This window comes from Bradyrhizobium campsiandrae, from assembly GCF_014529705.1.
GTDB lineage: Bacteria > Pseudomonadota > Alphaproteobacteria > Rhizobiales > Xanthobacteraceae > Bradyrhizobium > Bradyrhizobium campsiandrae.
This window is the reverse complement of the sequence record NZ_JAANIH010000020.1, coordinates 106,179-130,263: the sequence shown is the minus strand read 5'-3', so window position 1 is coordinate 130,263 and position 24,085 is coordinate 106,179. Positions and strand designations below refer to the sequence as shown.

Annotated in this window: 24 protein-coding genes and 1 pseudogene; 14 read left to right on the top strand and 11 right to left on the bottom strand. The window is 63.4% G+C overall.

The features are described from left to right. The 4 genes and pseudogenes from G8O24_RS44335 to G8O24_RS17220 form a co-directional block, all read left to right on the top strand. Positions 1 to 155, top strand: a pseudogene (locus G8O24_RS44335) (chemotaxis protein CheW); the annotation flags it as partial. Positions 156 to 224: 69 nt separating this feature from the next. Beyond that, entirely contained in the window at positions 225 to 590 is a 366-nt protein-coding gene (locus G8O24_RS17230) for a response regulator (protein WP_007600538.1), read from the top strand. A 75-nt stretch (positions 591 to 665) separates the two neighbouring features. Continuing rightward, entirely contained in the window at positions 666 to 1,862 is a 1,197-nt protein-coding gene (locus G8O24_RS17225) for a protein-glutamate methylesterase/protein-glutamine glutaminase (RefSeq protein WP_188101256.1), read from the top strand. Continuing rightward, on the top strand, positions 1,859 to 2,731 hold the full coding sequence (locus tag G8O24_RS17220; protein ID WP_188101254.1) for a CheR family methyltransferase: 873 nt from the start codon (positions 1,859 to 1,861) through the stop codon (positions 2,729 to 2,731). The genes G8O24_RS17225 and G8O24_RS17220 overlap by 4 nt, the downstream gene beginning before the upstream one ends. A 56-nt stretch (positions 2,732 to 2,787) precedes the next feature. On the opposite strand, the gene G8O24_RS17215 is transcribed toward G8O24_RS17220, so the two are convergent. From G8O24_RS17215 to G8O24_RS17200, 4 genes are all read right to left on the bottom strand, one after another. Continuing rightward, complete coding sequence (locus G8O24_RS17215; protein WP_188101251.1) at positions 2,788 to 3,948, bottom strand: glutathionylspermidine synthase family protein; 1,161 nt, start codon at positions 3,946 to 3,948, stop codon at positions 2,788 to 2,790. A gap of 3 nt (positions 3,949 to 3,951) precedes the next feature. Then, the gene (locus G8O24_RS17210; RefSeq protein ID WP_188101250.1) at positions 3,952 to 4,209 is read right to left on the bottom strand and encodes a hypothetical protein; all 258 of its coding nucleotides are present in this window, start codon (positions 4,207 to 4,209) and stop codon (positions 3,952 to 3,954) included. Between the two features lie 64 nt (positions 4,210 to 4,273). Further along, the gene (locus G8O24_RS17205) at positions 4,274 to 4,681 is read right to left on the bottom strand and encodes a hypothetical protein (RefSeq protein ID WP_188101248.1); all 408 of its coding nucleotides are present in this window, start codon (positions 4,679 to 4,681) and stop codon (positions 4,274 to 4,276) included. Positions 4,682 to 4,714: 33 nt separating this feature from the next. Continuing rightward, positions 4,715 to 5,119 (bottom strand): DUF350 domain-containing protein, encoded by a 405-nt coding sequence (locus G8O24_RS17200; RefSeq protein ID WP_188101246.1) that lies wholly within the window; start codon positions 5,117 to 5,119, stop codon positions 4,715 to 4,717. 420 nt (positions 5,120 to 5,539) lie between these two features. Between G8O24_RS17200 and G8O24_RS17195 the strand changes: the two genes are divergently transcribed. Next, positions 5,540 to 7,366, top strand: a complete 1,827-nt coding sequence (locus G8O24_RS17195) for a CHAT domain-containing tetratricopeptide repeat protein (protein ID WP_188101244.1) — start codon at positions 5,540 to 5,542, stop codon at positions 7,364 to 7,366. 66 nt (positions 7,367 to 7,432) lie between these two features. Next, a complete protein-coding gene (locus G8O24_RS17190) occupies positions 7,433 to 9,016 on the top strand; it encodes a hypothetical protein (RefSeq protein WP_188101242.1) in 1,584 nt (527 codons plus the stop codon). Between the two features lie 99 nt (positions 9,017 to 9,115). Here G8O24_RS17190 and ctrA read toward each other — a convergent pair whose 3' ends face one another. Beyond that, complete coding sequence (ctrA, locus tag G8O24_RS17185; RefSeq protein ID WP_016848562.1) at positions 9,116 to 9,817, bottom strand: response regulator transcription factor CtrA; 702 nt, start codon at positions 9,815 to 9,817, stop codon at positions 9,116 to 9,118. Between the two features lie 400 nt (positions 9,818 to 10,217). On the opposite strand from ctrA, the gene fliI reads away from it, so the two are divergent. From fliI to G8O24_RS17155, 6 genes are all read left to right on the top strand, one after another. After that, a complete protein-coding gene (fliI, locus tag G8O24_RS17180; protein ID WP_188101241.1) occupies positions 10,218 to 11,543 on the top strand; it encodes a flagellar protein export ATPase FliI in 1,326 nt (441 codons plus the stop codon). Between the two features lie 133 nt (positions 11,544 to 11,676). Continuing rightward, entirely contained in the window at positions 11,677 to 12,096 is a 420-nt protein-coding gene (fliJ, locus tag G8O24_RS17175; RefSeq protein WP_092302166.1) for a flagellar export protein FliJ, read from the top strand. Positions 12,097 to 12,414: 318 nt separating this feature from the next. Then, positions 12,415 to 12,960, top strand: coding sequence for a sigma-70 family RNA polymerase sigma factor (locus G8O24_RS17170; RefSeq protein ID WP_188101239.1), 546 nt, complete (start codon positions 12,415 to 12,417; stop codon positions 12,958 to 12,960). A 22-nt stretch (positions 12,961 to 12,982) separates the two neighbouring features. Further along, entirely contained in the window at positions 12,983 to 14,086 is a 1,104-nt protein-coding gene (locus G8O24_RS17165) for an anti-sigma factor (protein WP_188101237.1), read from the top strand. A gap of 229 nt (positions 14,087 to 14,315) precedes the next feature. Beyond that, positions 14,316 to 15,275, top strand: coding sequence for a helix-turn-helix transcriptional regulator (locus G8O24_RS17160; protein ID WP_188101235.1), 960 nt, complete (start codon positions 14,316 to 14,318; stop codon positions 15,273 to 15,275). A gap of 108 nt (positions 15,276 to 15,383) precedes the next feature. Further along, entirely contained in the window at positions 15,384 to 16,610 is a 1,227-nt protein-coding gene (locus G8O24_RS17155) for an NAD(P)/FAD-dependent oxidoreductase (protein WP_188101233.1), read from the top strand. 99 nt (positions 16,611 to 16,709) lie between these two features. Here the strand turns inward: G8O24_RS17155 and G8O24_RS17150 are convergent, their stop codons facing one another. Both G8O24_RS17150 and G8O24_RS17145 read right to left on the bottom strand, forming a co-directional pair. Further along, positions 16,710 to 17,180: a PaaI family thioesterase gene (locus G8O24_RS17150; protein ID WP_188101231.1), complete on the bottom strand. Its 471-nt coding sequence runs from the start codon at positions 17,178 to 17,180 to the stop codon at positions 16,710 to 16,712. Between the two features lie 22 nt (positions 17,181 to 17,202). Continuing rightward, positions 17,203 to 17,775 carry a bifunctional transcriptional activator/DNA repair enzyme AdaA gene (locus G8O24_RS17145; RefSeq protein ID WP_188101229.1) on the bottom strand — a complete coding sequence of 191 codons (573 nt, stop codon included), beginning with the start codon at positions 17,773 to 17,775 and terminating at the stop codon, positions 17,203 to 17,205. Positions 17,776 to 18,082: 307 nt separating this feature from the next. Here G8O24_RS17145 and G8O24_RS17140 point away from each other — a divergent pair, with 307 nt between their 5' ends. Beyond that, positions 18,083 to 18,886, top strand: a complete 804-nt coding sequence (locus tag G8O24_RS17140) for an arylamine N-acetyltransferase family protein (RefSeq protein ID WP_188101227.1) — start codon at positions 18,083 to 18,085, stop codon at positions 18,884 to 18,886. Between the two features lie 130 nt (positions 18,887 to 19,016). Here G8O24_RS17140 and G8O24_RS45605 read toward each other — a convergent pair whose 3' ends face one another. Beyond that, entirely contained in the window at positions 19,017 to 19,961 is a 945-nt protein-coding gene (locus G8O24_RS45605; protein WP_188101225.1) for an AraC family transcriptional regulator, read from the bottom strand. Between the two features lie 122 nt (positions 19,962 to 20,083). Here G8O24_RS45605 and G8O24_RS17130 point away from each other — a divergent pair, with 122 nt between their 5' ends. Next, the gene (locus tag G8O24_RS17130) at positions 20,084 to 20,407 is read left to right on the top strand and encodes a hypothetical protein (protein ID WP_188101223.1); all 324 of its coding nucleotides are present in this window, start codon (positions 20,084 to 20,086) and stop codon (positions 20,405 to 20,407) included. A gap of 62 nt (positions 20,408 to 20,469) precedes the next feature. On the opposite strand, the gene G8O24_RS17125 is transcribed toward G8O24_RS17130, so the two are convergent. The 3 genes from G8O24_RS17125 to flhA all read right to left on the bottom strand — a co-directional run bounded on the left by G8O24_RS17125 (position 20,470) and on the right by flhA (position 24,081). Continuing rightward, a complete protein-coding gene (locus G8O24_RS17125; RefSeq protein ID WP_188101221.1) occupies positions 20,470 to 21,243 on the bottom strand; it encodes a class I SAM-dependent methyltransferase in 774 nt (257 codons plus the stop codon). A 201-nt stretch (positions 21,244 to 21,444) separates the two neighbouring features. Then, the gene (locus G8O24_RS17120) at positions 21,445 to 21,645 is read right to left on the bottom strand and encodes a hypothetical protein (protein ID WP_188101219.1); all 201 of its coding nucleotides are present in this window, start codon (positions 21,643 to 21,645) and stop codon (positions 21,445 to 21,447) included. A 294-nt stretch (positions 21,646 to 21,939) separates the two neighbouring features. Next, positions 21,940 to 24,081 carry a flagellar biosynthesis protein FlhA gene (flhA, locus tag G8O24_RS17115; protein WP_188101217.1) on the bottom strand — a complete coding sequence of 714 codons (2,142 nt, stop codon included), beginning with the start codon at positions 24,079 to 24,081 and terminating at the stop codon, positions 21,940 to 21,942. Between the last annotated feature and the right edge of the window lie 4 nt (positions 24,082 to 24,085).

Genomic DNA, 24,085 nt, shown 5'->3' with positions numbered 1-24,085 from the left:
GCCTGCCCGAGGACGGCAAGGAAGAGAACCCCGTCAACCTCGACCCCCGCATGGCCAAGCTCGCCGGCGGCGTCCACCGTCTCGACGGCCAGCTCATGGTCGTCCTCGACGTCGATCGCGTCCTCGAACTCGCGCCCGAGATGATGGCGGCCTGATCCGGCGGCGTCGTCGTCGGACCTGCAATTGGAAGTGCCCCGCACAGGGGATAGGAAGCAGAGGTTCACATGCGGACTTGTCTCGTCGTTGATGATTCCAGCGTCATCCGCAAGGTTGCGCGCCGGATCCTGGAGGGCCTCGACTTCCAGATCCTCGAGGCCGAGGACGGTGAGAAGGCGCTGGAGGCCTGCAAGCGCGGACTGCCAGACGCCGTGCTGCTCGACTGGAACATGCCGGTGATGGACGGTTACGAATTCCTCGGCCATCTCCGTCGCATGCCCGGCGGCGACCAGCCCAAGGTGGTGTTCTGCACCACCGAGAACGACGTCGCCCATATCGCGCGGGCGCTGCACGCCGGTGCCAACGAGTACATCATGAAGCCGTTCGACAAGGACATTGTGACGGCGAAATTTCAGGAAGTCGGCCTTATCTGAGCGTATGCCCGAAGGCTGAACGGATCCTTCGGCGATTGGTTTCAACTGAACCGTTTCAGTCTGAGTTGGTGAGTAATGAGTGTTGCGTTCGCTGGTAATTCGACCATGAGCCCCTCGCGCGAAGCCGGGCCGTTGCGGGTGATGATCGTCGACGATTCCGTCGTCATACGCGGTCTGATCTCGCGCTGGATCGGCGCCGAACACGACATGGAGGTCGCGGCCTCGTTGCGCACCGGACTTGAAGCGGTCAACCAGATCGACCGCATCAATCCCGATGTTGCCGTTCTCGACATCGAAATGCCCGAGCTCGACGGCATCTCGGCGCTGCCGCAACTCCTGGCGAAGAAGCGCGATCTCGTCATCATCATGGCCTCGACGCTGACGCGCCGGAACGCGGAGATCAGCTTCAAGGCGCTGTCGCTCGGCGCAGCCGACTACATTCCGAAGCCGGAGACGACGCGCGAGGCCTCCGCCGCGGATATCTTCCATCACGATCTGATCGAGAAGATCCGCCACCTCGGCGCAAGGTTGCGCCGGAGGCCGGCGGTGGCGAGCCCGCCGCTGGCGCCCGCGAGCCCCGCTGCACCAGCCGCGCGTGCACCGGCCGTGGCGCGGCCGGCTGCGGCCGCACCGGCCATGCCTGCCCTGTCGTCCGGATCGCTCAGCCTGCGTCCGTTCTCGACTCAGGCGCCGAAGGTGCTGCTGATCGGCTCCTCCACCGGTGGCCCGCAGGCGCTGATGGCGCTCGTCACCGAGCTCGGCCCTGTGATCGACCGTTTCCCGGTGCTGATCACCCAGCACATGCCGCCGACCTTCACCACCATTCTCGCCGAGCATCTGGCGCGCTCGAGCCGCCGTACCGCCGCCGAGGCGGTCGACGGCGAGCCCGTGAAGCCGGGCCGGATCTATCTCGCACCGGGCGGCAAGCACATGCGCGTCGCGCGCAGCGGCGCTGATGCCGTGATCGCGCTCGACGACGGTCCGGCAGTCAATTTCTGCAAGCCTGCGGTGGATCCGCTCTTCACCTCCGCCATCGACATCTGGCACGGCAACATCCTCTCCGTGATTCTGACGGGCATGGGCTCTGACGGCATGCGCGGCGGCAAGGACATCGTTGCCGCGGGCGGCAGCGTGATCGCGCAGGACGAAGCCTCCAGCGTGGTGTGGGGCATGCCAGGTGCGGCCGCCAATGCCGGCATCTGCGCGGCGGTCCTGCCGCTCAACCAGATCGGCGCCAAGGTCAACCGCCTGTTCGCGGGAGACCGCTCGTGACGCCCGCGGACTATGACTACCTCCGCAAGTTCCTGAAAGAGCGCTCCGGCCTCGATCTGTCGCCCGACAAGCAATATCTGGTCGAGAGCCGGCTGCTGCCACTGGCCCGCAAGGCGAGCCTGCCAGGCATCCCCGATCTCGTCCTGAAGATCAGGAACGGCGACGGCCGGCTTGCGACCGACGTAGTCGAGGCCATGACCACCAACGAGACCTTCTTCTTCCGCGACAAGATCCCGTTCGACCATCTGCACGAGACCATCATCCCCGGCCTGATCCAGGCCCGCGCCGCGCGCAAGTCGCTTCGGATCTGGTCGGCGGCGTCGTCGACAGGGCAGGAGCCCTATTCGATCGCGATGTGCCTGAAGGAGATGGGGGCCGCGCTGGCCGGCTGGCGCGTCGAGATCATCGCCACCGATCTGTCGCAGGACGTGCTCGAGAAGTGCAAGGCCGGCGTCTACAGCCAGTTCGAGGTGCAGCGCGGCCTGCCAATCCAGCTGCTGATGAAATACTTCACGCAAGCCGGCGATGTCTGGCAGCTCAACGCCGACATTCGCGCGATGGTGCAGTTCCGCCAGCTCAATCTGCTGCAGGACTTCTCCCATCTCGGCACGTTCGACGTGATCTTCTGCCGCAACGTGCTGATCTATTTCGATCAGGACACCAAGGCGGTGATCTTCGAGCGGATGGCGAAGGGCCTGGAAGCCGATGGCACGCTGCTTTTGGGCGCCGCCGAATCCGTCGTCGGCATCACCGATGCCTTTCGCCCGATCTCCGACCGGCGCGGCCTCTACCAGCTCAATCCGGCGCGCTCCGGCCGGGCGATGGGCGGCTTGATGCCGCAGCCGCTGAAGGTCGCCGCGGCGCGGTGAACTTCCTCATCATTCCGGGGCCGTGCGTAAATGCGGAGCCCGGAATGACGGGGGCCTCATAAAATCGCGTGGGGTAAGAATCGCGAGCTGTTGCCCGTGATCGGGCTTTCGTCCTCGCGGATCGACAGGCCGCAAGGCTCATGGTTCACCAGCCAGCTTCCCACCACCGGATAGACGCCGGAAAAATTCGGCAGCGGCGACAGCGCCTGGCGCACGAAGCCTTCTGCGCCGTAGGGACCTTCGTGCTCGTCGAGCGACATCCCGCCCGAGACCAGCGTGACATTGGCGCCTTCGCGCGACAGCAGCGGCTTGCGGACATAGGAGCTGCCGAGCTCGGCGGCGCGCGGATCATCCTCGAAATAGGCTGGCAGCAGGTTGGGGTGATTCGGAAACATCTCCCACAGCAGCGGCAGGATGCCCTTGTTGGAGAGCACCGCCTTCCATGGCGGCTCGATCCAGCGCGTCGGTGCGTCCTTCAGCTTGGCGCCGAAGGCGTCGTGGAACATCCATTCCCAGGGATAGAGCTTGAAGACGAGCGCCATGTCGCTGTTGTCGAGATCGACGAAACCGCCGGCGTCGTCGCGCCAGCCGATCTCCTCGATGTTGAGCAGCGTGGTCGATAGCCCAGCCTGGCGTGCGGTGTCTTCGAGATAAGCGAGCGTGCCGGCGTCTTCCTCGTTGCCGGTGGAGCCGGTGAGGTGCAGGTGCTGACCTGCACCGATCTGCTTCCACGCCTCGATCAGCCGCTCGTGGATCGAGTTGAACTGGTCGGCGCGCGCGGGGATGATGCGCCGCTCGATCGCCTGCTCGAGCCATGTCCATTGAAACACCGCGGCCTCGAAGATCGAGGTCGGTGTGTCGGCGTTGTATTCGAGCAGCTTCGCCGGACCTGCGCCGTCGAATTTCAGGTCGAGCCGGCCGTAAAGGCTGCGATCGTCGCGCTCCCAGCTCTCGGCGATCAGATCCCAGAACGGCTCCGGAATCTTCAAGCGCCGCAGGCGCCGCTCGTCGCCGATCACACGGCCAGCGAGCTCGACGCACATCGCATCGATCTCGCCGGTCGGCGTCTCGATGCCGCGCTCGATCTCGTCGAGCGTGAAGGCGTAATAGGCGCGCTCGTCCCAATAGCGTTCGCCGTCGATGGTGTGGAAGGCGAAGCCGCATTGCTCGGCGGTCTGTTGCCAATCATCGCGTTCGGGACAAGTGATGCGTTGCATGTGTCAGCCGCCGCCGTGGCCGGCATGCCCATGACCGCCATGACCATGACCGCCATGCCCATGCCCGTCGTGGCCGTGCATGCGATGCAACGCGTCGCCGAAGCCGCCATAGCTCGGCCGGCAATAGGGCTGGCCGTCGATGCCGGGCACCGCTTCGAGCCCCGAGCCGCAGGGTCGCTCACGCCTGGTGAATCCCATCGAGACGGCGCTGACCGCGGCACTTCCCATCAGCGTGAGCACGACCCTTCGCGAGCGTTTCATGGATTGTCCTCCCGCGCGACTTAAAGCAGACCGACGCGCGGCGTTGAATTCAAAACCTCGCGCGTCAGCCGCCGCCCGAGAACGCATGCGCAAACGAGCCGAAGCCGCCGCGTGTGACGCCGCCGGAACCTGCGTCGGAGGAGCCACCCGACGAGGAATGGCTCGAGGAGTCGCTGCTGTAGAAGCCTGATCGCGACGACCAGTGCGAGCCGCTGCTGCTGGACGAGCTGCTGCAGTTGGTGGTCACCGGTGCGGGCGTCGTGGCGCCCGGGACCGTCGCCCCAGGAGGCGTGGGATCGCAGTTCCGCTGCGGCATCAGCATGAAGGCGGAGCTGCCGACCGCGATCGTGCCCATCACCAGCAGCGCCACATGTCCGGAACGCTTCACCGGCTCGCGTGGCGGTAGCGGCAGGTCCGCCGGCATGCGCGGCCGGCGCTTGCCGAACTCCTTGCTGGGAGGATTGCTGGCCATATCACTTCGCCATCATGTTGCTTCGCGACCCTGTCAGTAGATCATGCAGGCGGCGTTGAGCAGGCCCGCGGCGAGCGAGGACAGGCCGAGCCAGATGGCGGGCGCGAGCTCGCCGGCGGCGATCCGGCCCGACAGATCAGGCACCGGGATCTTCACGATGTAGAACACGGCGACCTGCACGATCAGCGCGATAGCAGCCCAGACCAGGCAGTCCAGCACGTTGGCCGAATGCGCGATCGCGCTGAACAGCGGCGCCACGAAGCCGAGCAGGCTGAGACCGAGCGCAATCGCAGCCGCCGGGTCGTTGTCGCGGATGAGCTGGAACTCGTTGTGCGGCGTGATCCGCGTGTAGGCGAACAGATATGCCACGATCGCGATCAGCCCGGTACAGAAATAGACCAGGAAGGCGGGCAGGCCGGCGAGCGATTGCAGGATCATGGGGAGGTCCAAATTTGGCGCCCGCGAGTTCTGGCACGATGGCTTAGTCGCCGCACCGGGCCGATAGGTTCGATCCCCGGAAACCAAACCGGCCCTCGACGGCCCGCGGACCCGCACAAATTTCGGGCCACATGAGACATGTTTCACAAATGCGTCTCGAGGTTGTGTGTGATAGTCTTGCGAGCTGATGTTGCCATCGACTTGGTTGCGATTGTCCCAGGGGAGCACATGAGTGCTTCTCGATGACATCAATTCTCCGGCGCGTGCGCGATCAGGCGCAATCGCCTTTTGACACGCGCAGAGAGTCTTGTCGCTTCTCGGGGACAAGCCGCTCGTATTTGAAGGACGTGTTGTTCGGGAAAAACGTGTTGTCCAAGTAAAACGTGTTGTTCAAGTATATCTTGGCCGAGTGAGGCTGCTATGCCCAGTGCCGAATATTTAGAACTCGAAATTGGTTCCGATCTGCCGGTCGCCGGTGGTCCGCAGCAATATTACGGCAAGGTCATCAAGTCGCCGGTCGGCGAGGCGCCGAAGACCAGGCTGAAATTCTGGTTCAGTGACCCCGCCGTGCTGGCAAAGTTGCGCGGCGAGCTCGAAAGCGCGGTTCTGGAAATCGACCAGAAAAGTCATTCGGGGCCGGCGACGCGCGGCGAGCAGGTGCTGCGAGATTTCGGACTTGGCGTTTTCCGCAGCGTCTTCACGGAGGCCACCTCGATTCGGGATATCTACCTGCAGAGCAAGGGCAAGTCCGACGACTTCAGAATCAAGCTGCGCATCGAGGCAGCGGAGCTTGCCGGGCTGCCATGGGAATATCTCTGCGACGCAAGCGAACAGCCCGATTTCGTCAGTCTGTCGCGACCGATCGTGCGGCATCTCGACACGGTGGGCGCGGTGGGACCGATGGGCGTCAAGGGTCCGCTGCGCATTCTCGGCATGATCTCGGACCCGTCGAGCGGCGAGTGGCCCAAGCTCAACGTCGCCAAGGAGCGCGAGCGCATCAACAAGGGCATCGACGCGCTCCAGCACGCGGGCCGCGTGGATTTCCAGTGGGTCCCGGGCGGGTCGGGAAAAGACCTGATGAAGAAGCTTCTGGAGGGAGACTGGCACATCTTCCACTTCATCGGGCACGGCGGTGTCGAGGACGAGATCCCGGGCGGCGATGCCGACGGCTTCAACGAGCGCGGCTTCATCGTCATGGTCGATGAGGATGGCAAGCCGGTCAAACGGTTTGCCTCGGATCTGGCGACCATTCTGACCGGCGCGCGCAAGAGTCTTCGGCTGATCGTGCTCAATTGCTGCGAGAGCGCCAGGATCAATGTCGGCGATCGGTTCGGAAATCCCGCGATCGGATTGATGAAGACGGGATGGCTGCCCGCCGTGATCGCGATGCAATTTCCCATCACCGACGGCGCCGCAATCTCGATGTCGGAGGGGTTTTATGAAGCGCTGTGCAAGAACAAGCCGATCGACGATGCGGTGACGCTGGCGCGCAAGTTCATCCGCGAGAAGTCGCGGGTCGAGTGGGGAATTCCGGTTCTCTATATGCGGTCGTCCGACGGCAGGATCTTCGATGTCGAAACTCCACAACCGTCACCGGGCCCGTCCGAGAAGGCGCGCCTTTCGAAGGATGAGCTGCAGCAACGGCGCGATGAGTTCATGATCGCGCTCGCGGTTTCTCCCCGCACGATTGCCGCGCTGGAGGAGCTGACCCGGAGCGGTACGGAACTGCACGCGCTGCTCAAGGACGACGGCGAGCTCTCGGTTCGCCTGGCCAGGGTGTATTTCGATCTCGGGACGCTGCAACACAGGCAAAAGCTAATCAAGGAAGCCGCCGCCAGCTTTGCCTATATGGTGGAGTTGGACCCCGTCAAAGCCGAGTACCGCGTGCGCCGTGCCAATTTCAACGCGACCATGGGCCTCTTCGAAAATGCGCTGACCGACATCAACGAGGCCATCAGGCTGCATCCCGAGAATCCCGAATTCTACTGGAACAAGGGCATCGTCAGCATGATGGCGGCGGGGAGCGACGACAAGGGCGGCTATCTCGTCGAGGCGATCAAGGCGTTCGGCGTTGCCATCGCGACCAACGAGAACGAGCCGAAATATCTGGCGTCCCGCGCCAATGCCTACGCGCAGTCGAAGAATCTGGAGCAGGCGTTGAACGATATCGACTGCGCGATCGCGCTGGCGCCGGACAATTCTGATTTCGCGGCTCAGAGGACCAGGATCAAGAATCTGGCTCAGTGACCCTGACTGAACAGGGACGGCTGGGCGCCGAGGTGTCCATGCGAACCGTAGCCATGGGAGTTCGCCATGTCGCTTGACAAGCTTATCGAGTTGCCAAAATTCGCCTTCGATCTGCTCGCCGGCCCGGCGCTCGTTGCCTTGTTCTACTGGTTCAGGTTTCACACCTCCAAGGGGACGCGGTCTTACACGACGAAGCCTCTGTTTGCGTTCGGCGTGCTCGCTTTCATGATTCCGTTCGTCCTCATGTACCAGGGGCTCGCGAACGTGCTCCCGCCCCTCGCATCGATCTGGCTCCTGATTTTCGTTTGGCTCGTGCCGATCGTGCCGGTGGCCTGGCGCAATCTGTGCCAGGGCTTGGCCGGCATTCCCGCAAGCGCGCTCACCTTGCGGGACGAGTTGGCCGCATCCCCGTTCCAGGTGCCTGAGGACGACGAGCCCATCCTGCAGCGCAGGCTCGCGAGGATCGGTTATCGGATCGACGATTTTCGCGCGGTGCAGTCGACTGCGATCCAATCCCGTTTCATGAAGATCTCGGCGATCATGTTTCATCTGGAGCGCTGGGCCGCGGATCGGGAAAGTTTCATGGAGCGCAATTCCGAGCGCTATGCCGAACTCCTGGCGGTGTTCGACGTGCTGTGCTTCCGCACCGTGCGCGTGCTCAAGAACAGCCGGGAGATCTATGCCGCGATCATGGAGGAGAGCCGGGTCGAGCCGGACGACTGGCAGGCGCTCGATTCGCTATCGACCCGCCACAATGCGGTCAGCCAGCTGCAACTATCAGCTCAAACGGCCGCGGGCGCCATGCTCGAGGATCTGCGCAAGGACATGGATTCCGTCCTCAACAGCCTGATGTTGTTCGCGGTGCGCGCGGCTCTCGCCGGGGAGTGGAGCCTCGATCGGAGCAAGCGGCGGCTCGGCGCGATCGGCTTCACCCTGGATCCGGCATCGCCCGGCATCATGAGGTTCGTGGCGAAAGTCACGGCCTTCACGTTCGTATGGTGCCTGCTCTGGCTGCTCGCATCGGGCAAGGTCATCGACATGCCGGGAGACCAGTCCGCCGGCGCAATGCGAACCGTGAGCATGACGCCGCTCTACTTCATCGTGAATTTCTCGCTGGTCTATTATTGCAAGCGGCATTTTGCTTTCGCCAACGAGAACATCTTCGGCCGGCTTCCGGTCGGGTTCATTCTCTCGGTCGGGCTGCTGGGCGCGCTGCTCACCTTGCCGGCTCAGATCGTGTTCGACCGGTCGCAGTTTCCGGATGGACCTGATCTGGACGTGGCCCTGCGTGAGCTGCCGGTCTTGATCTTTCCCTGGGGCATCGGGGCCATGGCGGCCCTGCTGGTGCAGGATTCGACGTGGGACAGGCGGTCGCAGCAGACAAGGCGGCTGCGGGATGGCCTCGTCTTCGGCGGGGGCATGACGGTGATGCTATGGATCCTGCTGGCCATCCATCAGTTCATTCCGATACCGGTGATGGCAGTCGTCGATCACCAATCCGGGTTGAAGTTCCTGCTGGTCTTCGTGGTGCCGACCTTCGCGTTCGGGTTCACCATCGGCTGGGGGATGGTCGGGCCCCTGCGCGAGGCCGCCGCGCGCTGCGCGGTGAGAAGCCCGGTTCTGACCAGCCCCGCGCTGATGAACGCGTGACCGGATGCCTTGTCGCCCCCAAAAACGAAAACCCCGCCATTTGCGGCGGGGTCCAGGCTGGGAGGAGCGAGCCCGACGAGGCTCGCGACGTAAATGGGATCAGGCGGGGATGCGCTCGTCGGCCTCGTGCGGCTCGCGCAGCACGTAGCCGCGGCCCCACACGGTCTCGATGAAGTTGCGGCCTTCGGAAGCGTTGGCGAGCTTCTTGCGGAGCTTGCAGATGAAGACGTCGATGATCTTCAACTCGGGCTCGTCCATGCCGCCATAGAGATGGTTGAGGAACATTTCCTTGGTGAGGGTCGTACCCTTGCGGAGCGAGAGCAGCTCCAGCATCTGGTACTCCTTGCCGGTCAGGTGCACGCGCTGGCCGCCGACTTCCACCGTCTTGGTGTCGAGGTTGACGACGAGGTCGCCGGTCTGGATGACTGACTGGGCGTGACCCTTGGAGCGGCGCACGATCGCGTGGATGCGGGCAACCAGCTCGTCCTTATGGAAGGGTTTGGTCATGTAGTCGTCGGCGCCGACGCCGAGACCCTTGACCTTGTCCTCGATGCCGGCGAGGCCGGAGAGGATCAGGATCGGTGTCTTGATCTTGGAGACCCGGAGCTGCTTGAGCACGTCGTAACCGGACATGTCGGGCAGGTTGAGGTCGAGAAGAATAATGTCGTAATCGTATAATTTACCGAGATCGACGCCTTCTTCCCCCAAATCGGTCGTGTAGACGTTGAAGCTCTCAGACTTCAGCATCAGCTCGATCGACTGCGCGACGGCGCTGTCATCTTCAATCAGCAAAACGCGCATGCCAGTTCCCCATAGTCGCCGCTCCTGGGCGTCAGGTCGGCCGCATTCGCGGCACTCAACAAAACGCCTTTGAACAACTGATTCGGATCCTGACAACAGATGGTTAACAAATCCTGATTCTGGAACGCAAGTCCCCCCGGTGCAATTTTTGTCGAATCGCCCTAAGGTCTTGCGCGCGAAGCAGCTTTCGTTACCCGGTTCCGTTCAAGTTCCACTTTAAGAGACGGGCCTAACCGACTCCCGCGACTCAGCCTTCTTCTGAAGGGAGTCACGCTCAGTCACAAAGACAGTGACGCAATGATTAATGATGCGGGTAAACACCAAGTTAAGCGCCGTTCAGAAATATGGCGAAACTTAAGAGTTTCGTCTTGAAGGCCAAAATCATGAAGGCGCGCTCCTGATGAAGGCTCTCGCGGAGCAGATCGGCGATATCGACGGCGTCAATATTTATGGCCGTGTCGTCGGCGTTCGCGGCCTGATGGTCGAGGTGGCTGGCCCGATCCACGCCATGTCGGTCGGTGCGCGGCTGGTGATCGAGACCGGCGCCCACCGCTCCATCCCCTGCGAGGTGATCGGATTTTCCGGCAACAATGCTGTCGTGATGCCGTTCGCCGGCCTCGAAGGCGTGCGTCGCGGCTGCAAGGCCGTCATCGCCAATGCCGCCAATCTGGTGCGTCCGTCCCCGGCCTGGCTCGGCCGCGTCGTCAATGCGCTCGGCGAGCCGATCGACGGCAAGGGGCCGTTGCCGCAAGGCGCTTCGCCAATGCCGTATCGCAATTCGCCGCCGCCGGCGCATTCGAGGAAGCGCGTCGGCGCCCCGCTCGATCTCGGCGTGCGCGCGATGAACACCTTTCTCACCTGCTGTCGCGGCCAGCGCATGGGCATCTTCGCCGGCTCCGGCGTCGGCAAATCGGTGCTGCTGTCGATGCTGGCGCGCAACGTCGATGCCGCCGTCAGCGTCATCGGCCTGATCGGCGAACGCGGCCGCGAGGTGCAGGAATTCCTGCAGGACGATCTCGGCGAGGAGGGCCTGGCGCGCTCCGTCGTGGTGGTCGCGACATCAGACGAGCCGGCCTTGATGCGGCGGCAGGCCGCGTATCTGACGCTCGCGATCGCCGAATATTTTCGCGACGAAGGCCAGGACGTGCTCTGCCTGATGGATTCGGTGACGCGCTTTGCCATGGCGCAGCGCGAGATCGGCCTGTCCGCCGGCGAGCCGCCGACCGCCAAGGGCTACACACCGACCGTCTTCACCGAGCTGCCGAAGCTGCTCGAGCGCGCCGGTCCGGGCTTGGGCGAGGGCGCCATCACCGCGATCTTCACCGTGCTGGTCGACGGCGACGATCACAACGAGCCGATCGCGGACGCGGTGCGCGGCATCCTCGATGGCCACATCGTGATGCAGCGCTCGATCGCCGAGCGCGGCCGCTACCCCGCCATCAACATCCTCAAATCGGTCTCGCGCACCATGCCGAAATCGGCCGACCCGCAATTTTGGCCTGTCATCCAGAAGGCGAGGGCGGTGATGGCGACCTATGCCGACATGGAGGAGCTGATCCGGCTCGGGGCCTACCGGGCCGGCTCCAGCCCCGAGGTCGACGAGGCGATCCGGCTGCACGAGCCGCTGGAGGCGTTCCTGCGCCAGCGCAAGGACGAAAATGCCTCACTTGCGGACGGCTACCGCCAGTTGGCGCAAATCATCGGTAATTTGGAAACGGAACGCTAACTTTGTCCCGTCATCATCCGATCCCACAGAGTAGCAGAGCCGGTCTTGGCCCCCACAGGGCCTGTGGGCAGACCGGTGTCGTCCCAATGTGTGTATGTCTTGCAGCCAAGGGACTTCTGGGGAGTATGAGTCGATGAAGTCACGTGATACCCTCATCCGCCTGAAGAAGTTTCAGGTCGACGAGAAGCGCCGCCGGGTCGCCCAGATCGAGTCCATGATCGCGGACTTCCAGCGGATGTCGGTCGACCTCGAACGCGAGATCCAGACCGAGCAGGACCGCGCCGGGATCAACGATCCCTCGCATTTCGCCTATCCGACCTATGCCAAGGCCGCCATCCAGCGCCGCGAGAACCTGACCCGCTCGGCCGACGAGCTGAAGGGCCAGCTCGAGGAAGCCAAGGCCGCGCTCGGCGAGGCCTTCGAGGAGCTGAAGAAGGTCGAGCTCCTGGACGAGCGCGACCAGGCCCGCGAGCGCGCCGAGGAAAATGCCCGCGAGCAGGCCGATCTCGACAGCATCGGCCTGATGCGCTCGCGCATCGGCGCCGTCGCGTAAGCGGCAGCCGGCGTCAAGACTTTTGGAAATTCGCGAGCCCGGACCCGCAAGGTCCGGGTTTTTGCATGCGCTGTCCACAGCGCGGCGCCCGGCCCCTTGGTGGCGGGCTCGGCCGCGCGCTATGGTGGTGGGAATGAATGCTGTGCCAGCGACGGCGGTGTCCACCTCTCCCTTGGGAGAGGTCGGCGCGGAGCGCCGGGTGAGGGGTTACGGTCTCCCGTCAACCCTCCGCCCCCTCACCCGATTTGCTGCGCAAATCGACCTCTCCCCGTCGGGGAGAGGTGAAGAGAGGCGACGCGCCGCGCGTTGGGGGGCTGAATGCTGACGCCAGCAGAGCTGGTCGGGCTGATTGAGGCGGTGGCGAAGCGTGATCAGGCCGCGTTCGAGCGCCTCTACGCCGCCACGCGCGCGAAACTCTTTGGCGTCGTCCTCCGTATCTTGCGCCGACAGGATCTCGCAGAGGAGGTCATTCAGGAGACCTACGTCAAGATCTGGAACAGTGCCGGTCAGTTCAATCCGACGCTGTCCTCGCCGATCACGTGGATGGCCTCGATCGCGCGCAACCGCGCCATCGATATCGTGCGCAAGAAGACGGAAGCCTCCCTGGAGGAGGAGCCGCAGGCGATGGAGGTTGCCGCCGAAAGTCCGGATCCTCTGGCGCGCCGGGAGATGTCCGAGGAGTTGAAGCGGCTGCTGGAGTGTATTGGCCGGCTCGAGCCGGACCGGCAGAAGCTCGTGCTTCTCGCCTATTACAACGGCTGGAGCCGCGAGCAATTGGCGGAGAAGTTCGCTTCCCCCGTCAACACGGTGAAGACGTGGCTGCGGCGTAGCATGCTGGATATCCGGGAGTGCCTCGGACTATGAGGGTAGTGTTGGACTGCAATTGATGGCCTATAGCGAGGACCATATCGCGCTCGCCGCGGAATATGCGCTCGGCACACTCGATGCCGACGAGCGCACGCAGGTCGAGACCATGATGGCGGTGGACGAGGCATTCACCGCCGTCGTGCGGGGCTGGGAATACCGGCTCGGCGTCCTCAACCAGATGGTCGGCACGATCGAGCCGCGGCCGATCGTGTGGGAGAACATCCTGCGCGAGATCGCGCAGGCGGTATCGAGCCAAGATTCTCAGCAAGATTCTCGGCAAGATTCGCAACAAGGCTCGTCCGAAGCGCCGCCGGTGCTGTCGGATGCGCCCCCGGCGGTGCCGGAGCTCTCGTCACCCGAGATCTCACCCTCAGAGCCTTCATCTGGAGAGCTGCCACCACAGGACGCTCCCGCGCCGGAGGTGCAGCCGCCGGCGGCGCCGCAAACCGACTCCGATGTCATCCCGGAGATCGCGCCGCAATTCATTCCGCAGACTCATGCGCCCGATCCGCGCGTTGCGCTCGCGACGCCTGCGCCTGTCGTCGACGATACCAACGTGATCTATCTCGCGAACCGCGTGAGGCGCTGGCGCAACGTCGCCTCCGCCGTCGGCGCGCTCGCGGCCGCACTGCTGGTGACGCTGTCGCTGCAAATCTTCCTCCCGGATGCGCTGCCGGGCGTGCTGCGGCCCGCGCCGCGCATCCAGACGGTCGAGGTGAAGACGCCGGCGGCGCCGTTGTCGTCGCCCGCGCAATATGTCGCGCTGTTGCAGGGGCAGAGCGGCGGCCCAGCCTTCATTCTCACCATCGATGGCGCCACCAAGAATTTCACGGTGCGCAAGGTCGGCGCGACGCCGGAGCCGGGCAAGAGCTTCGAGCTCTGGCTGATCTCCGACCGCCTGCCGCGGCCGCGCTCGCTGGGCGTGATCGGCGGTGGCGACTTCACCGCTCGTCCGGTGCTCGCCGGCTACGATGCCGACGTCGTCAACGGCGCGACCTACGCCGTCACCGTCGAGCCATCGGGCGGCTCGCCCAACGGTCAGCCGACCTCGGCGCCGGTGTTCTCCGGCAAGCTGATCGAGACCGTGCCGCCGTCCCAGCCGCAGGTTCCGGCAAAGAAGTAGTGGCTCCTGTCGTCCTGGCGAAAGCCAGAACGACGGCGCGGAGGCATCGCGTTTCCAGGACCAACTTCAGTCCGCACTCCTGTCGCCACGGTCCATTCCGTCGTCGCAATGCGACAAGTCCCGCCAAATCCGCCCCAGATTTGAACCTCCATGCGTTTCGCGGCGTCAAATGGCCGGAATTTGCAGTCGGCACGGCCGATCATGGTGCCGGGAAGGGGCTAGAGATCAGATGGATGCAGCCAAGCCGCCGGGCATCGTTGTCCACCAATATGCAGGCCTGCCGCACGGCGAGGCGTTCGAACACTGGCGCGACAGGGCGCTCGGACCCTGTGGCCTCGAAATCGGGCCGAGCCAGGGCGACAGCATCGATTGCCGGTTGCAGGTCAGCGTGGTCGACAACATCACGCTCGCCCTTCCCGAAGGGGCCTCCGCGCAATATTCGCGCACGCAGAGCGGGCTTGCCGACGGCAGCGACGATCTCGTGCTGATCGCAGCGCATGCCGGCCTCGTCAATGTCAGGCAGAACGGCCATGCCGTTGAGCTCGCGCCGGCACAGATGGTGCTCGCCGACATGAGCATCACCGGCAGCGTCGGTCACACCGAGGAGAACCGCTTCACCACCATCCGCATGCCGCGACGCGCGCTGCTCGATATCAATCCGCGCGCCGAGGAGAAGCTGTCGCAGGTGCTGTCGGACGGCGCGGTCGCCGAGACCATCTTCCGCTATCATTCGCTTGCCGCCCATCACGCGCCGCATCTCGACGCGGTCGGTCAGCGCCTGACTGCGCAGCACATGGTCGATCTCGTCGGTCTCTTGCTCGGTACCGACGCCGAGCACGCCGCGCTCGCGCGCGGCCGGGGCCATGCCGCGGCCCGTCTCGATCTCATGCGCGCCGACGTGATGGCCGCACTCGGCCGCAACGATCTCTGCCTGTCCGAGGTCGCGACCCGCTCGGGCCTCAGCCCGCGCCAGGCCCAGCGGCTGTTCGAGCAGGCCGGCACCACCTTCACCGAATTCGTGCTGGAGCAGCGTCTGCTGCAGGCGCGCAAGCTGCTCGGCGATCCTCGCGCGCGGGCGCGCAAGATCAGCGACATCGCGCATTCCTCGGGCTTCTCGGACCTGTCCTATTTCAACCGCGCCTTCCGCAAGCGCTTTGGCGCGACGCCCTCGGAACTGCGCGAGGCCTGAGGCCCGGCTTTTTGCAACGGCGCGCTCCGGCTGTGGTTGGTCGATCCGGCTGAATGAGCTATATCTGTCGGTGCGGGCGGATCCCTGGAAGCAGCGAAGTCAACGGACATGGCGCGTATCGTCGTGCTCGGCGCCGGATTTGCAGGCCTGTGGGCGGCCATCGGTGCCGCGCGCATGCGCGATGAAATCGGCGCGGCCGGCCGCGACATCGAGATCCGCCTCGTCGATCGCAATCCCTATCACAACATCCGCGTCCGCAATTACGAGGTCGACCTCGGTGAGGTCGCGCTGCCGCTTGCGCAACTGCTCGATCCCGTCGGCGTCAGGCACGAGATCGGGGAGATCAGAGCTGTCGATCCCGCGCGCCGTGAAATCTCGCTGGTCACCGGCGGCGGCGAGGGGACGCTGTGTTACGATCGCCTCGTGCTCGCGCTCGGCAGCGAAGTGATACGCCCCGACATTCCGGGCCTTGCCGAGCACGCATTCGACGTCGACACCTATGCTGCGGCGCTTCGCCTGCAGGAGCATCTCACCTCGCTCGGGCGCAGCGCACCGTCGCCGGGACGATCGACGATCGCAGTGGTCGGCGCCGGCTTCACCGGCATCGAGGTCGCCGCCGAAATGCCCGGCCGTCTGACGCGCGCCGGCATGTCAGGCAGCCGCCGCATCATCCTGGTCGATCCCAATCAAGCGGTCGGCGCCACGATCGGCGACCACGCGCGCCCCGTGATCGAGACCGCGCTGGCCTCGCTCGAGGTCGAAACGCGGCTCGGCGTGCGCGTCACGTCCGTCGAGGCGTCCGCCATTCGCCTGAGCTCGGGCGAGGTCATCCCGACGCAGACGGTGATCTGGTGTGCCGGCATGCGCGCGAGCCGGCTTGCCGAGAACGTTCCGGGTGCGCGCGATCGCTTCGGGCGCCTCCTGGTCGATCCCTTCATGCGTGTCGCCGATCTGCCCGGCGTTTTCGCCGCCGGCGACATCGCCTCCAGCGTGGTCGACGGCCTGCATCCGACCGTGATGTCCTGCCAGTTTGCGCGCCCGATGGGCCGCTTCGCCGGCCACAATGTGGTGGCCGATCTCGCCGGCCAGCCGATGCTGCCGCTGCGGATCGACTGGTATGTCACCGTGCTCGATCTCGGCGGCTGGGGCGCGCTCTACACCGAAGGCTGGGATCGCGAGGTGCGCAGCTCTGGTGACGCCGCCAAGGCGACCAAGCGGACCATCAACCAGAATCGCATCTATCCGCCGTTGACAGGCAGCAAGGACGATCTGTTCGCCGCGGCAGCGCCCACCGTGCAGGCGCCGCCGCCGACTTATGGCGCGCCGCGTCGTTGAGCCGGCCGTGATTCCACCGACCAGGTGCAACGATGCGTCGTGACAGGCGCCGCGGTCGACATCGTCACGACGACGAAGGAGAAGCGGCGCGAACGGCATTCAATTCGGAAAGATCAGGCACGTCGTGGTGCCGTGCGCCAGGAGCCTGCCCTGACGATCCAGCACTTTGCCTTCCGCCGTGCCGATCCGACGGCCTGCGTTCAAGACTTTTCCTTCGGCTCTGATCTCGCCGGTTTGCGGCGTGATCGGACGAATGAGCGAAATCTTGAACTCGAGAGTCGTTTGCGCGAAATCTTTCTCGAGAGTGGACTGAACGGCGAGCCCCATGCAGCTGTCCAGTAGCGTCGCTGTCAGGCCGCCGTGCACTGTTCCGGCCGGATTGAGATGCTGTTCGGTCGGCACCAGCGTCACCAGCACGCGGCCCTTCTCGGCCTCCGTGACGTCGTATCCCAATGTCCGGGCGATGGTGTTGAGGGGGAGTTCGCCGCTGGCGAGTCCGCGCACGAACTCCAGGCCCGTCATTTGCTTTCTCTGCTCCTCACTCACAGTGCCATAGGTCTTCGCCTTCATGAGAAGCTCCTTCGGTTGACGTCTATTGCTTGCGTGATCCGGTGCTACTGCGCCCGGCGGAAGGCAGCCACCCGTAGGTGCGTTTGAACGCCGAATTCAGGCGACGTGCGCTCGAAAATCCGGCCTGCCTGGCAATGCACTGGATGGAATGATCGGTGTGGTCCAGGAGAAGCTTCGCCCGGCGCACCCGCAACGAGAGCGCTATCTGCAGCGGGGATGCATCCAAATGTTCCATGAACAGCCGGGACAGATGCCGCGATCCTATCCCGAGACGTTCGGCAAGTTGCTCGAGATTTTCCCGGTCCAGAGCCCCCGCTTCGATCATTTTCAATGCGCGTTCGACAGTCGTCCTGGTGCCCTTCCAGGCGGGGCAGAACGGCGCAGTCTCGGGACGGCATCGAAGGCAGGGCCTGAAGCCTGCTTGCTCCGCCGACGCTGCGCTGCGATGGAATTGGACGTTGCGCGCAAGCGGCGTTCGAGCACGGCACACGGGGCGGCAATAAATCCCCGTGCTTTTGACCGCGACGAACACGACGCCGTCCCATGCCGGGTCCCGGCGCCTGAAGGCCTCATATTGTTCGGCGAAATTCAGCATGGAAATGATATAGCGGCGATGGCCTGGTCGCGCGAGCTGGGACGAGATGACCGAGTCCGAAAAAGGCTCCGTGTCGCCGTGACCGGCGGTTTGGTTGCCGGGTCAGTTTGCCCGAGATCCCAGCGGCTATCGCGCGCCGCGCCGTTGAGCCCGGCCGTGGACGGTCTGCGCAATCTTTTCCTTCAGTTTTTGTGAGGGATCATTAGGATCGAGAGATTGTGAGCGGACTGACGAATCCTCGCTCTTGGTCCGGGAGTTTTGCCGGCAACCAAACGCTGTTCATACATTGACTGGTGACGAGCATAAGATGACATCCATTGACCTCGACGCTTACTTCGCGCGAATCCACTATTCCGGTTCACGCAGCCCGACTTATGAGACCCTCGCTGCCGTCTTGCGCGGTCACACCGCCAATATTCCTTTCGAAAGCTTCGACGTTCTTCTCGGTCGCCCAGTACGTCTGGATGCCGAAAGCTTGCAGGCCAAGATCATCGCTGCTCGTCGTGGCGGATACTGCTTCGAACATGCAAGCCTGATGTATGCTGCGCTTGAGGCAATAGGCTTTGCGCCCGTCAGGCACTCTTCCCGCGTGCTTCTTTTTGAGCCGCGCAACGAAAGTGCGCGCCAACACATGTTCCTCACGGTTGCGACGGGGGGCGCCAGCTACGTCATTGACCCCGGCTTCGGTCCCTTTGCCTGCGCTCAACCAATCCCGATCGACGGCAATCCTGTTCCGTCTGATGCGCCGACGCACCGGCTGGTCCGCGACGGGAGTGATTGGTTTCTGTGCGTCATGCATGAGGGACAGGAGGTCCAAGGTTGGGTCTCAAAACTGGAAGAGGAATACCCGGTCGATTTCGAGATGATGAACCACTACATCGCGACTCACCCAGCCTCCTTCTTCACTCACAATATCCTCGCCAGTGCCGCAACGCCGGAAGGCCGCGTCAACATCATGAATCAGGGAGTCAATGTCGTTCACAATGGCGTTGCCGAAGCGACGCAGTTGCCGGACCGCAAAGCGCTACGTTCTCTCGTCGCACGGCACTTTGGCTTCGACCTGCCCGAGCTTGAAACGATGCGTGTGGACAGTGTTCCGGACTGGCAATGAAGCGCTTCCGTTGCAACGCAAATTCTGGCCTTGCCGACGGCAAAACACACGAGCGGTTGGGCAATCCGTTTGATTTGGTGAAGGGAGCGGTCGGCCTGACGGCGAGGTGTACGCCTGGGGTCGGCGCGCTTCAGCTGCCCTTACTTCGCAAAAGCGTCTCGGACGGCAGCTCTCCAAATGTGACCTTATAGAGCTGCGATAGCTCTCCCATGTGCGAGAAGCCGTTGGCGAAAGCGGCCGATGAAACTGATGTTGCCGGCGTGCCCCTTGCGAGTTGCGCACGTAGGGACCAAAGCCTTTTGTTCCGCAGATGCTGATGCAGGCTCGCTCCGTGAACTGCCTGGACGGCCAGTTGCAGCGTTCGAACCGACGTTCCCAGCTCCTTAGCCAGGGCCTCACTGTAAAGAGGGATCTCCGGATGCGAATGCGCGAATTCATCGAGCTTCGAAACCAGCTTGCGATGCCTTTCGAAAGCGCGTTGGCCGGAGCGTCGATCGCTCTTGAGGACCAGCAGGTTGTCCAATGCATCCATCAGTTCGTCCCGCAGCGATTGCGCAACAAATGCAAATTGCCGATGATGCATCGACGTGCAAGACAAGGCCAGCGCGCCGCGAATGACTCGTTGCAGGCGCGAAAGTTGCTCGCTGCTCGCATTGTGCAAATGTAGTTTTCCTTCCGCCTCCTCCCAGCCGCGATTCTGCATGTCGGAAGAGAACCGGATGACGGCGAAGGTATTGGGAGCAGGTTCGTGAAGGTCGAGCAAAATCTCGCTTCTGAGCAATCCGACGTCGGATGAGCTCCATGTTCTCCCGTTGAACACGGCATGCGTATGGTTGCTCATCGGCACCACGACGGTGCAACCCATCGCCTTCATCATACCCGAGAGCGCGCGAGGCGATGTGTGCTCGAGCATGAGCAGCACGCCCGGTAGCGCAGTAATTGCGCGACCGTAAAAATACGGCCCGAGCAAAACGTGACGCTCAATATCCAAAAATCCGATGGCCCTGAATTCGTCGGGGGTTGAAACGCATTGCAGCCTCAGATGAGCGGATTGCTTCAGCTTCGAAAATGGCACGCGTTTGCACCAGGCTGTTGAAGAGGATCAATTTTGACCGAATACCGATAAGTACGGTCCTTGCTGATGATATGATCAACGGCATACTAAAAGTACAATTGTTTAATAAGTGGAAACACCTGATGTCCAAGGTCGTGCCCTTCAATCAACGGTCAGCCCCAGCCGCGGCCGTAGCGATGGAGCGCCTGCGTGGAATCTCGATCGAGATTGAGACCTTGCTATCGCGCGTGCAGATAGAGAGCCTTACGCCAAGCGAGATGGCTAGAATTTTGCGGGTTTTCGATACCGCCAACGCATGCGTCCGGATCGTCCTGTCGGATTTCAGCAAAGAGCCGGCGGTTCATCAGCTGATCGAACAGTCACATGGAATCAAGGCGCTGATCGAAGCTGCCCGGAAGCGGATTGACGGTTTGTCTGTTGCTTCGTCCCAAGTTCGCCCGGCTTAGAATGGAGAAGCACGAACGGGGCAGTTGCGTTCGACTTCCCTCTGGTCGGTCGATTGTACCTCTCAGTTGGGTGCCCGGCGGGCCATGTAGAGGTGCGTCTCGTAGTCCATGTCGAATCCTCCGCCGTGACGATCGATCGCTGCGGAGAGGTCATCGACCAGCGCGTCCCGTACCGATTGCGTGAGCATCCTGATGTCGGAGCGCGTCCCGAGGAATTTGGCATAGCTTGATGTCGTGTGCCGCCATGTCCACGGATAGTGGCGGTGCTCGACCGGTCCAAACAATCCCGATTCGTCAAACCAGCCCTTGAAGGGACCGCTGGGCAGGTACCAGGCTTCCGGTGGCGGTCCCCAGCGGCCGGTATGACGCAACGATATGTCCTTGAACTGTTCGAGCAATGGCCCGGGCAGTCCTGTCGGAACGTGACCGAAGATGGCCAGCACTCCCTCGGATGAAAGCAGCTTCGCGGCCTTGACGAAGCGCAATTCCGGCGAAACCCAGTGCCAAGACTGCGCGGCGATGATGAGCCGGAACGGCCCTCTGTCGTTCGGCCATGCCTCGAAGGTCGCCTCGGCCAGTTCGACATTGCCAAAGCCAACCAGGCTTTCACGCGCGGTGCGGATCATTTCGGGCCCGGGATCGATCGCGACGATCTGCAGATCCCGTTTCGCGAAGCTCTTCGTCGCCTGCCCGGTGCCGCAGCCGATCTCGAGGATGGGATCGCCTCGACACAACGCGGCGTACGCCACCACGTCGTCCACGAGTGCTTCGGGATAGTCGGGGCGTGAGGTCCTGTATGCCCCCGCAATCTGGTCGAACGTAAAGCGCTGCTCCATGGAAGGCCCGCCTCATCAGGTTGTGAAGCTAGCCAAGCAGGGCCGAACATTGTCAAGGAGCAACCCCAGACATGAGAAAGCGCCCGTGGGGGGCGGGCGCTTTCTGTAGTCGACTTGGGGTTGGGGTCGTCTACATATCCACGTGGCGACTTTGGGGGGCTGGTAAAGAGCCGCGTGAATTCCTTGAAACTCAAAATCTCCTTAGCGAACGAGCGATGCGTTCGAGCTGGTGATCACAACCGGCTTGCCGGCCTTGATGACGCGGGCAGTCTGGGTCAGGCCGTCGTCCGAACCGGTGCGGGCCGTTACGCTGAAGCCAGCAACTGCGATCCCTGCGACGAGGGCTACCACCACGATCTTCAGATGGGTCGAGCGATCTGCGCTGTAGATCGAGTGGTTCATGGAAGCCTCCTGCCGCCATCTACCCGAAGTAGTCGCCAGCCTGTTCAGGCAGGTTCATGCTTCCGGTGCCCAACAACCTAGTATTGGGGGGATTCGTTCCCAAGAGGCCATCACAAGAGCGTGATAGGACGTGAAAGATCGCGATCAAAAATACGTCTTGATCGTTCGATTCCAAAATAATTTCAATAATATAGCTTGTCTTTTCGGTGCCTTATCCGTCTTTGGTCGACAAGGCGCCAGGAACCTAAAAACCATTTGCCTGTGGCCGAAAAACACACGGCTTCTTAAGGCAAATCAGATGCTTCCGACCGTTTTCAACCTCGCCCTTGGGTGGATCTCGGCCTGCGACAGCACGGTCGTCTGGGCCCGGAACCGTTCGACCAGGGAGCGGACGAAGGGACGAATTGCCGCAGAGGTCACCAGCACCGGCGCCTCGCCTTCGCGGGCGGCGCGCTCGAAGGCCTCGCGCACGGCGGTCATGAACTCCGACAGTTTCGAGGGCTGCATCGCAAGGCTTCGCTCCTCGCCCTGGCCGATGATGGATTCGGCAAAGGCTTGCTCCCATTTCGCCGACAGCGCGATCAGCGGCAGATAGCCGGCATAGGAGGTGTTTTGGGCGCAGATCTGCCGCGCGAGGCGAGCGCGGACATGCTCGACCATGGTCGCCGGGTTGCGCGAGAAGGCGAGCGAATCGGCGATGCCTTCGAGGATGGTCGAGAGGTCCCGGATCGAGATGCGCTCGGCGAGCAGCAGCTGCAGCACGCGCTGGATGCCGGAGACCGTGACCTGTCCGGGCACGATGTCCTTGACCAGCTCGCTCTGCTCCTTCGGCAGCTCCTTGAGAAGTTTCTGCACCTCGCCATAGGAGAGCAGGTCCGACATGTTGGCCTTGAGCAGCTCGGTGAGGTGGGTCGAGAGCACGGTCGCGGCGTCCACGACGGTGTAGCCCTTGAGCGAGGCCTCCTCCTTGAGGCTGGCATCGACCCAGGTCGCGGGCAGGCCGAAGGTCGGCTCGGTGGTGTGGATACCCGGCACCTGCACCTGGCTGCCGCCGGGGTCCATCACCATGAACTGGCTCGGCCAGATCTTGCCGGTGCCGGCGTCGACCTCCTTGATCTTGATGATGTAGGTGTTGGCCTCGAGCTGGACGTTGTCGAGAATGCGCACCGCCGGCATCACAAAGCCCATCTCGATCGCGAGCGAGCGCCGTAGCGCCTTGATCTGTTCGGTCAGGCGGTCGGTGCCATCGGGACCGTTGACCAGCGGCAACAGCGCATAGCCGAGCTCGATCTTGAGGTCGTCGATCTTCAGCGCCGCCGAGATCGGCTCGTCCGCCGCCGCAGCGCCAGGCGCACCGGGCGTTCCCGGAGCAGGCGCGGCTTTGGCGGCCTCCTCGGCCTTGACGGTGGTGCGCTTGTGGTTGCGGGCGCTCCAGGCCAGCGCGCCGGCGCCGGCGCCGAGCGCGAGGAAGGGGATGGTCGGGATGCCCGGCAGGGCCGCCAGCACCAGCATGACGGCCGAGGACATCGCCAGCGCCTGCGGATAGCCGGAGAACTGCTTCATCAGCGCCTTGTCGGCGGCGCCGGAGACGCCGGCCTTGGAGACGAGCAGGCCGGCCGCGGTCGAGACGATCAGGGCCGGCACCTGGGTGACGAGGCCGTCGCCGACGGTCAGCAGCGTGTAGCTGCGGCCGGCATCGGCGAACGAGAGGCCCTGCTGCGCGACGCCGATGATCATGCCGCCGACGACGTTGATGAAGACGATCAGGAGGCCGGCGATGGCATCGCCACGGACGAATTTCGAGGCACCATCCATGGCGCCGAAGAAGCCGCTTTCGTCCTCCAGGGCCTTGCGGCGCTCCTTGGCGACCTTCTCGTCGATCAGGCCGGCGGAGAGGTCGGCGTCGATCGCCATCTGCTTGCCGGGCATGGCGTCGAGGTGAAAGCGAGCGGCGACTTCGGCGATGCGGCCCGAACCCTTGGTGATGACGACGAAATTGACGATGATCAGGATGGCGAAGACGATGATGCCGATGACGAAATTGCCGCCCATCACGAAGCTGCCGAAGGCTTCGATGACGTGACCAGCTGCATCCGTGCCCTCGTGCCCATGCGACAGGATCAGGCGGGTCGAGGCCATGTTGAGCGAGAGGCGCAGCATGGTCGAGATCAGGAGGATGGTCGGAAAGGCGGAGAATTCCAGCGGCGCCTGGATGAACAGCGACGTCATCAGGATCAGGATCGACAGCGTGATCGAGATCGCCAGGAACAGGTCCAGCACGATCGCGGGCAGCGGCAGGATCAGCACCACCAGGATGGTGAGGATGCCGAGCGCGAGCGCGATGTCGCCGCGCTTGAGGATGGTGATGATCTCGGAGACGGAGGGAAGGCCGGGCTTTCCGCCGCCTACGCCCTGTCCTGCGGTGACGTCGACCATGGTA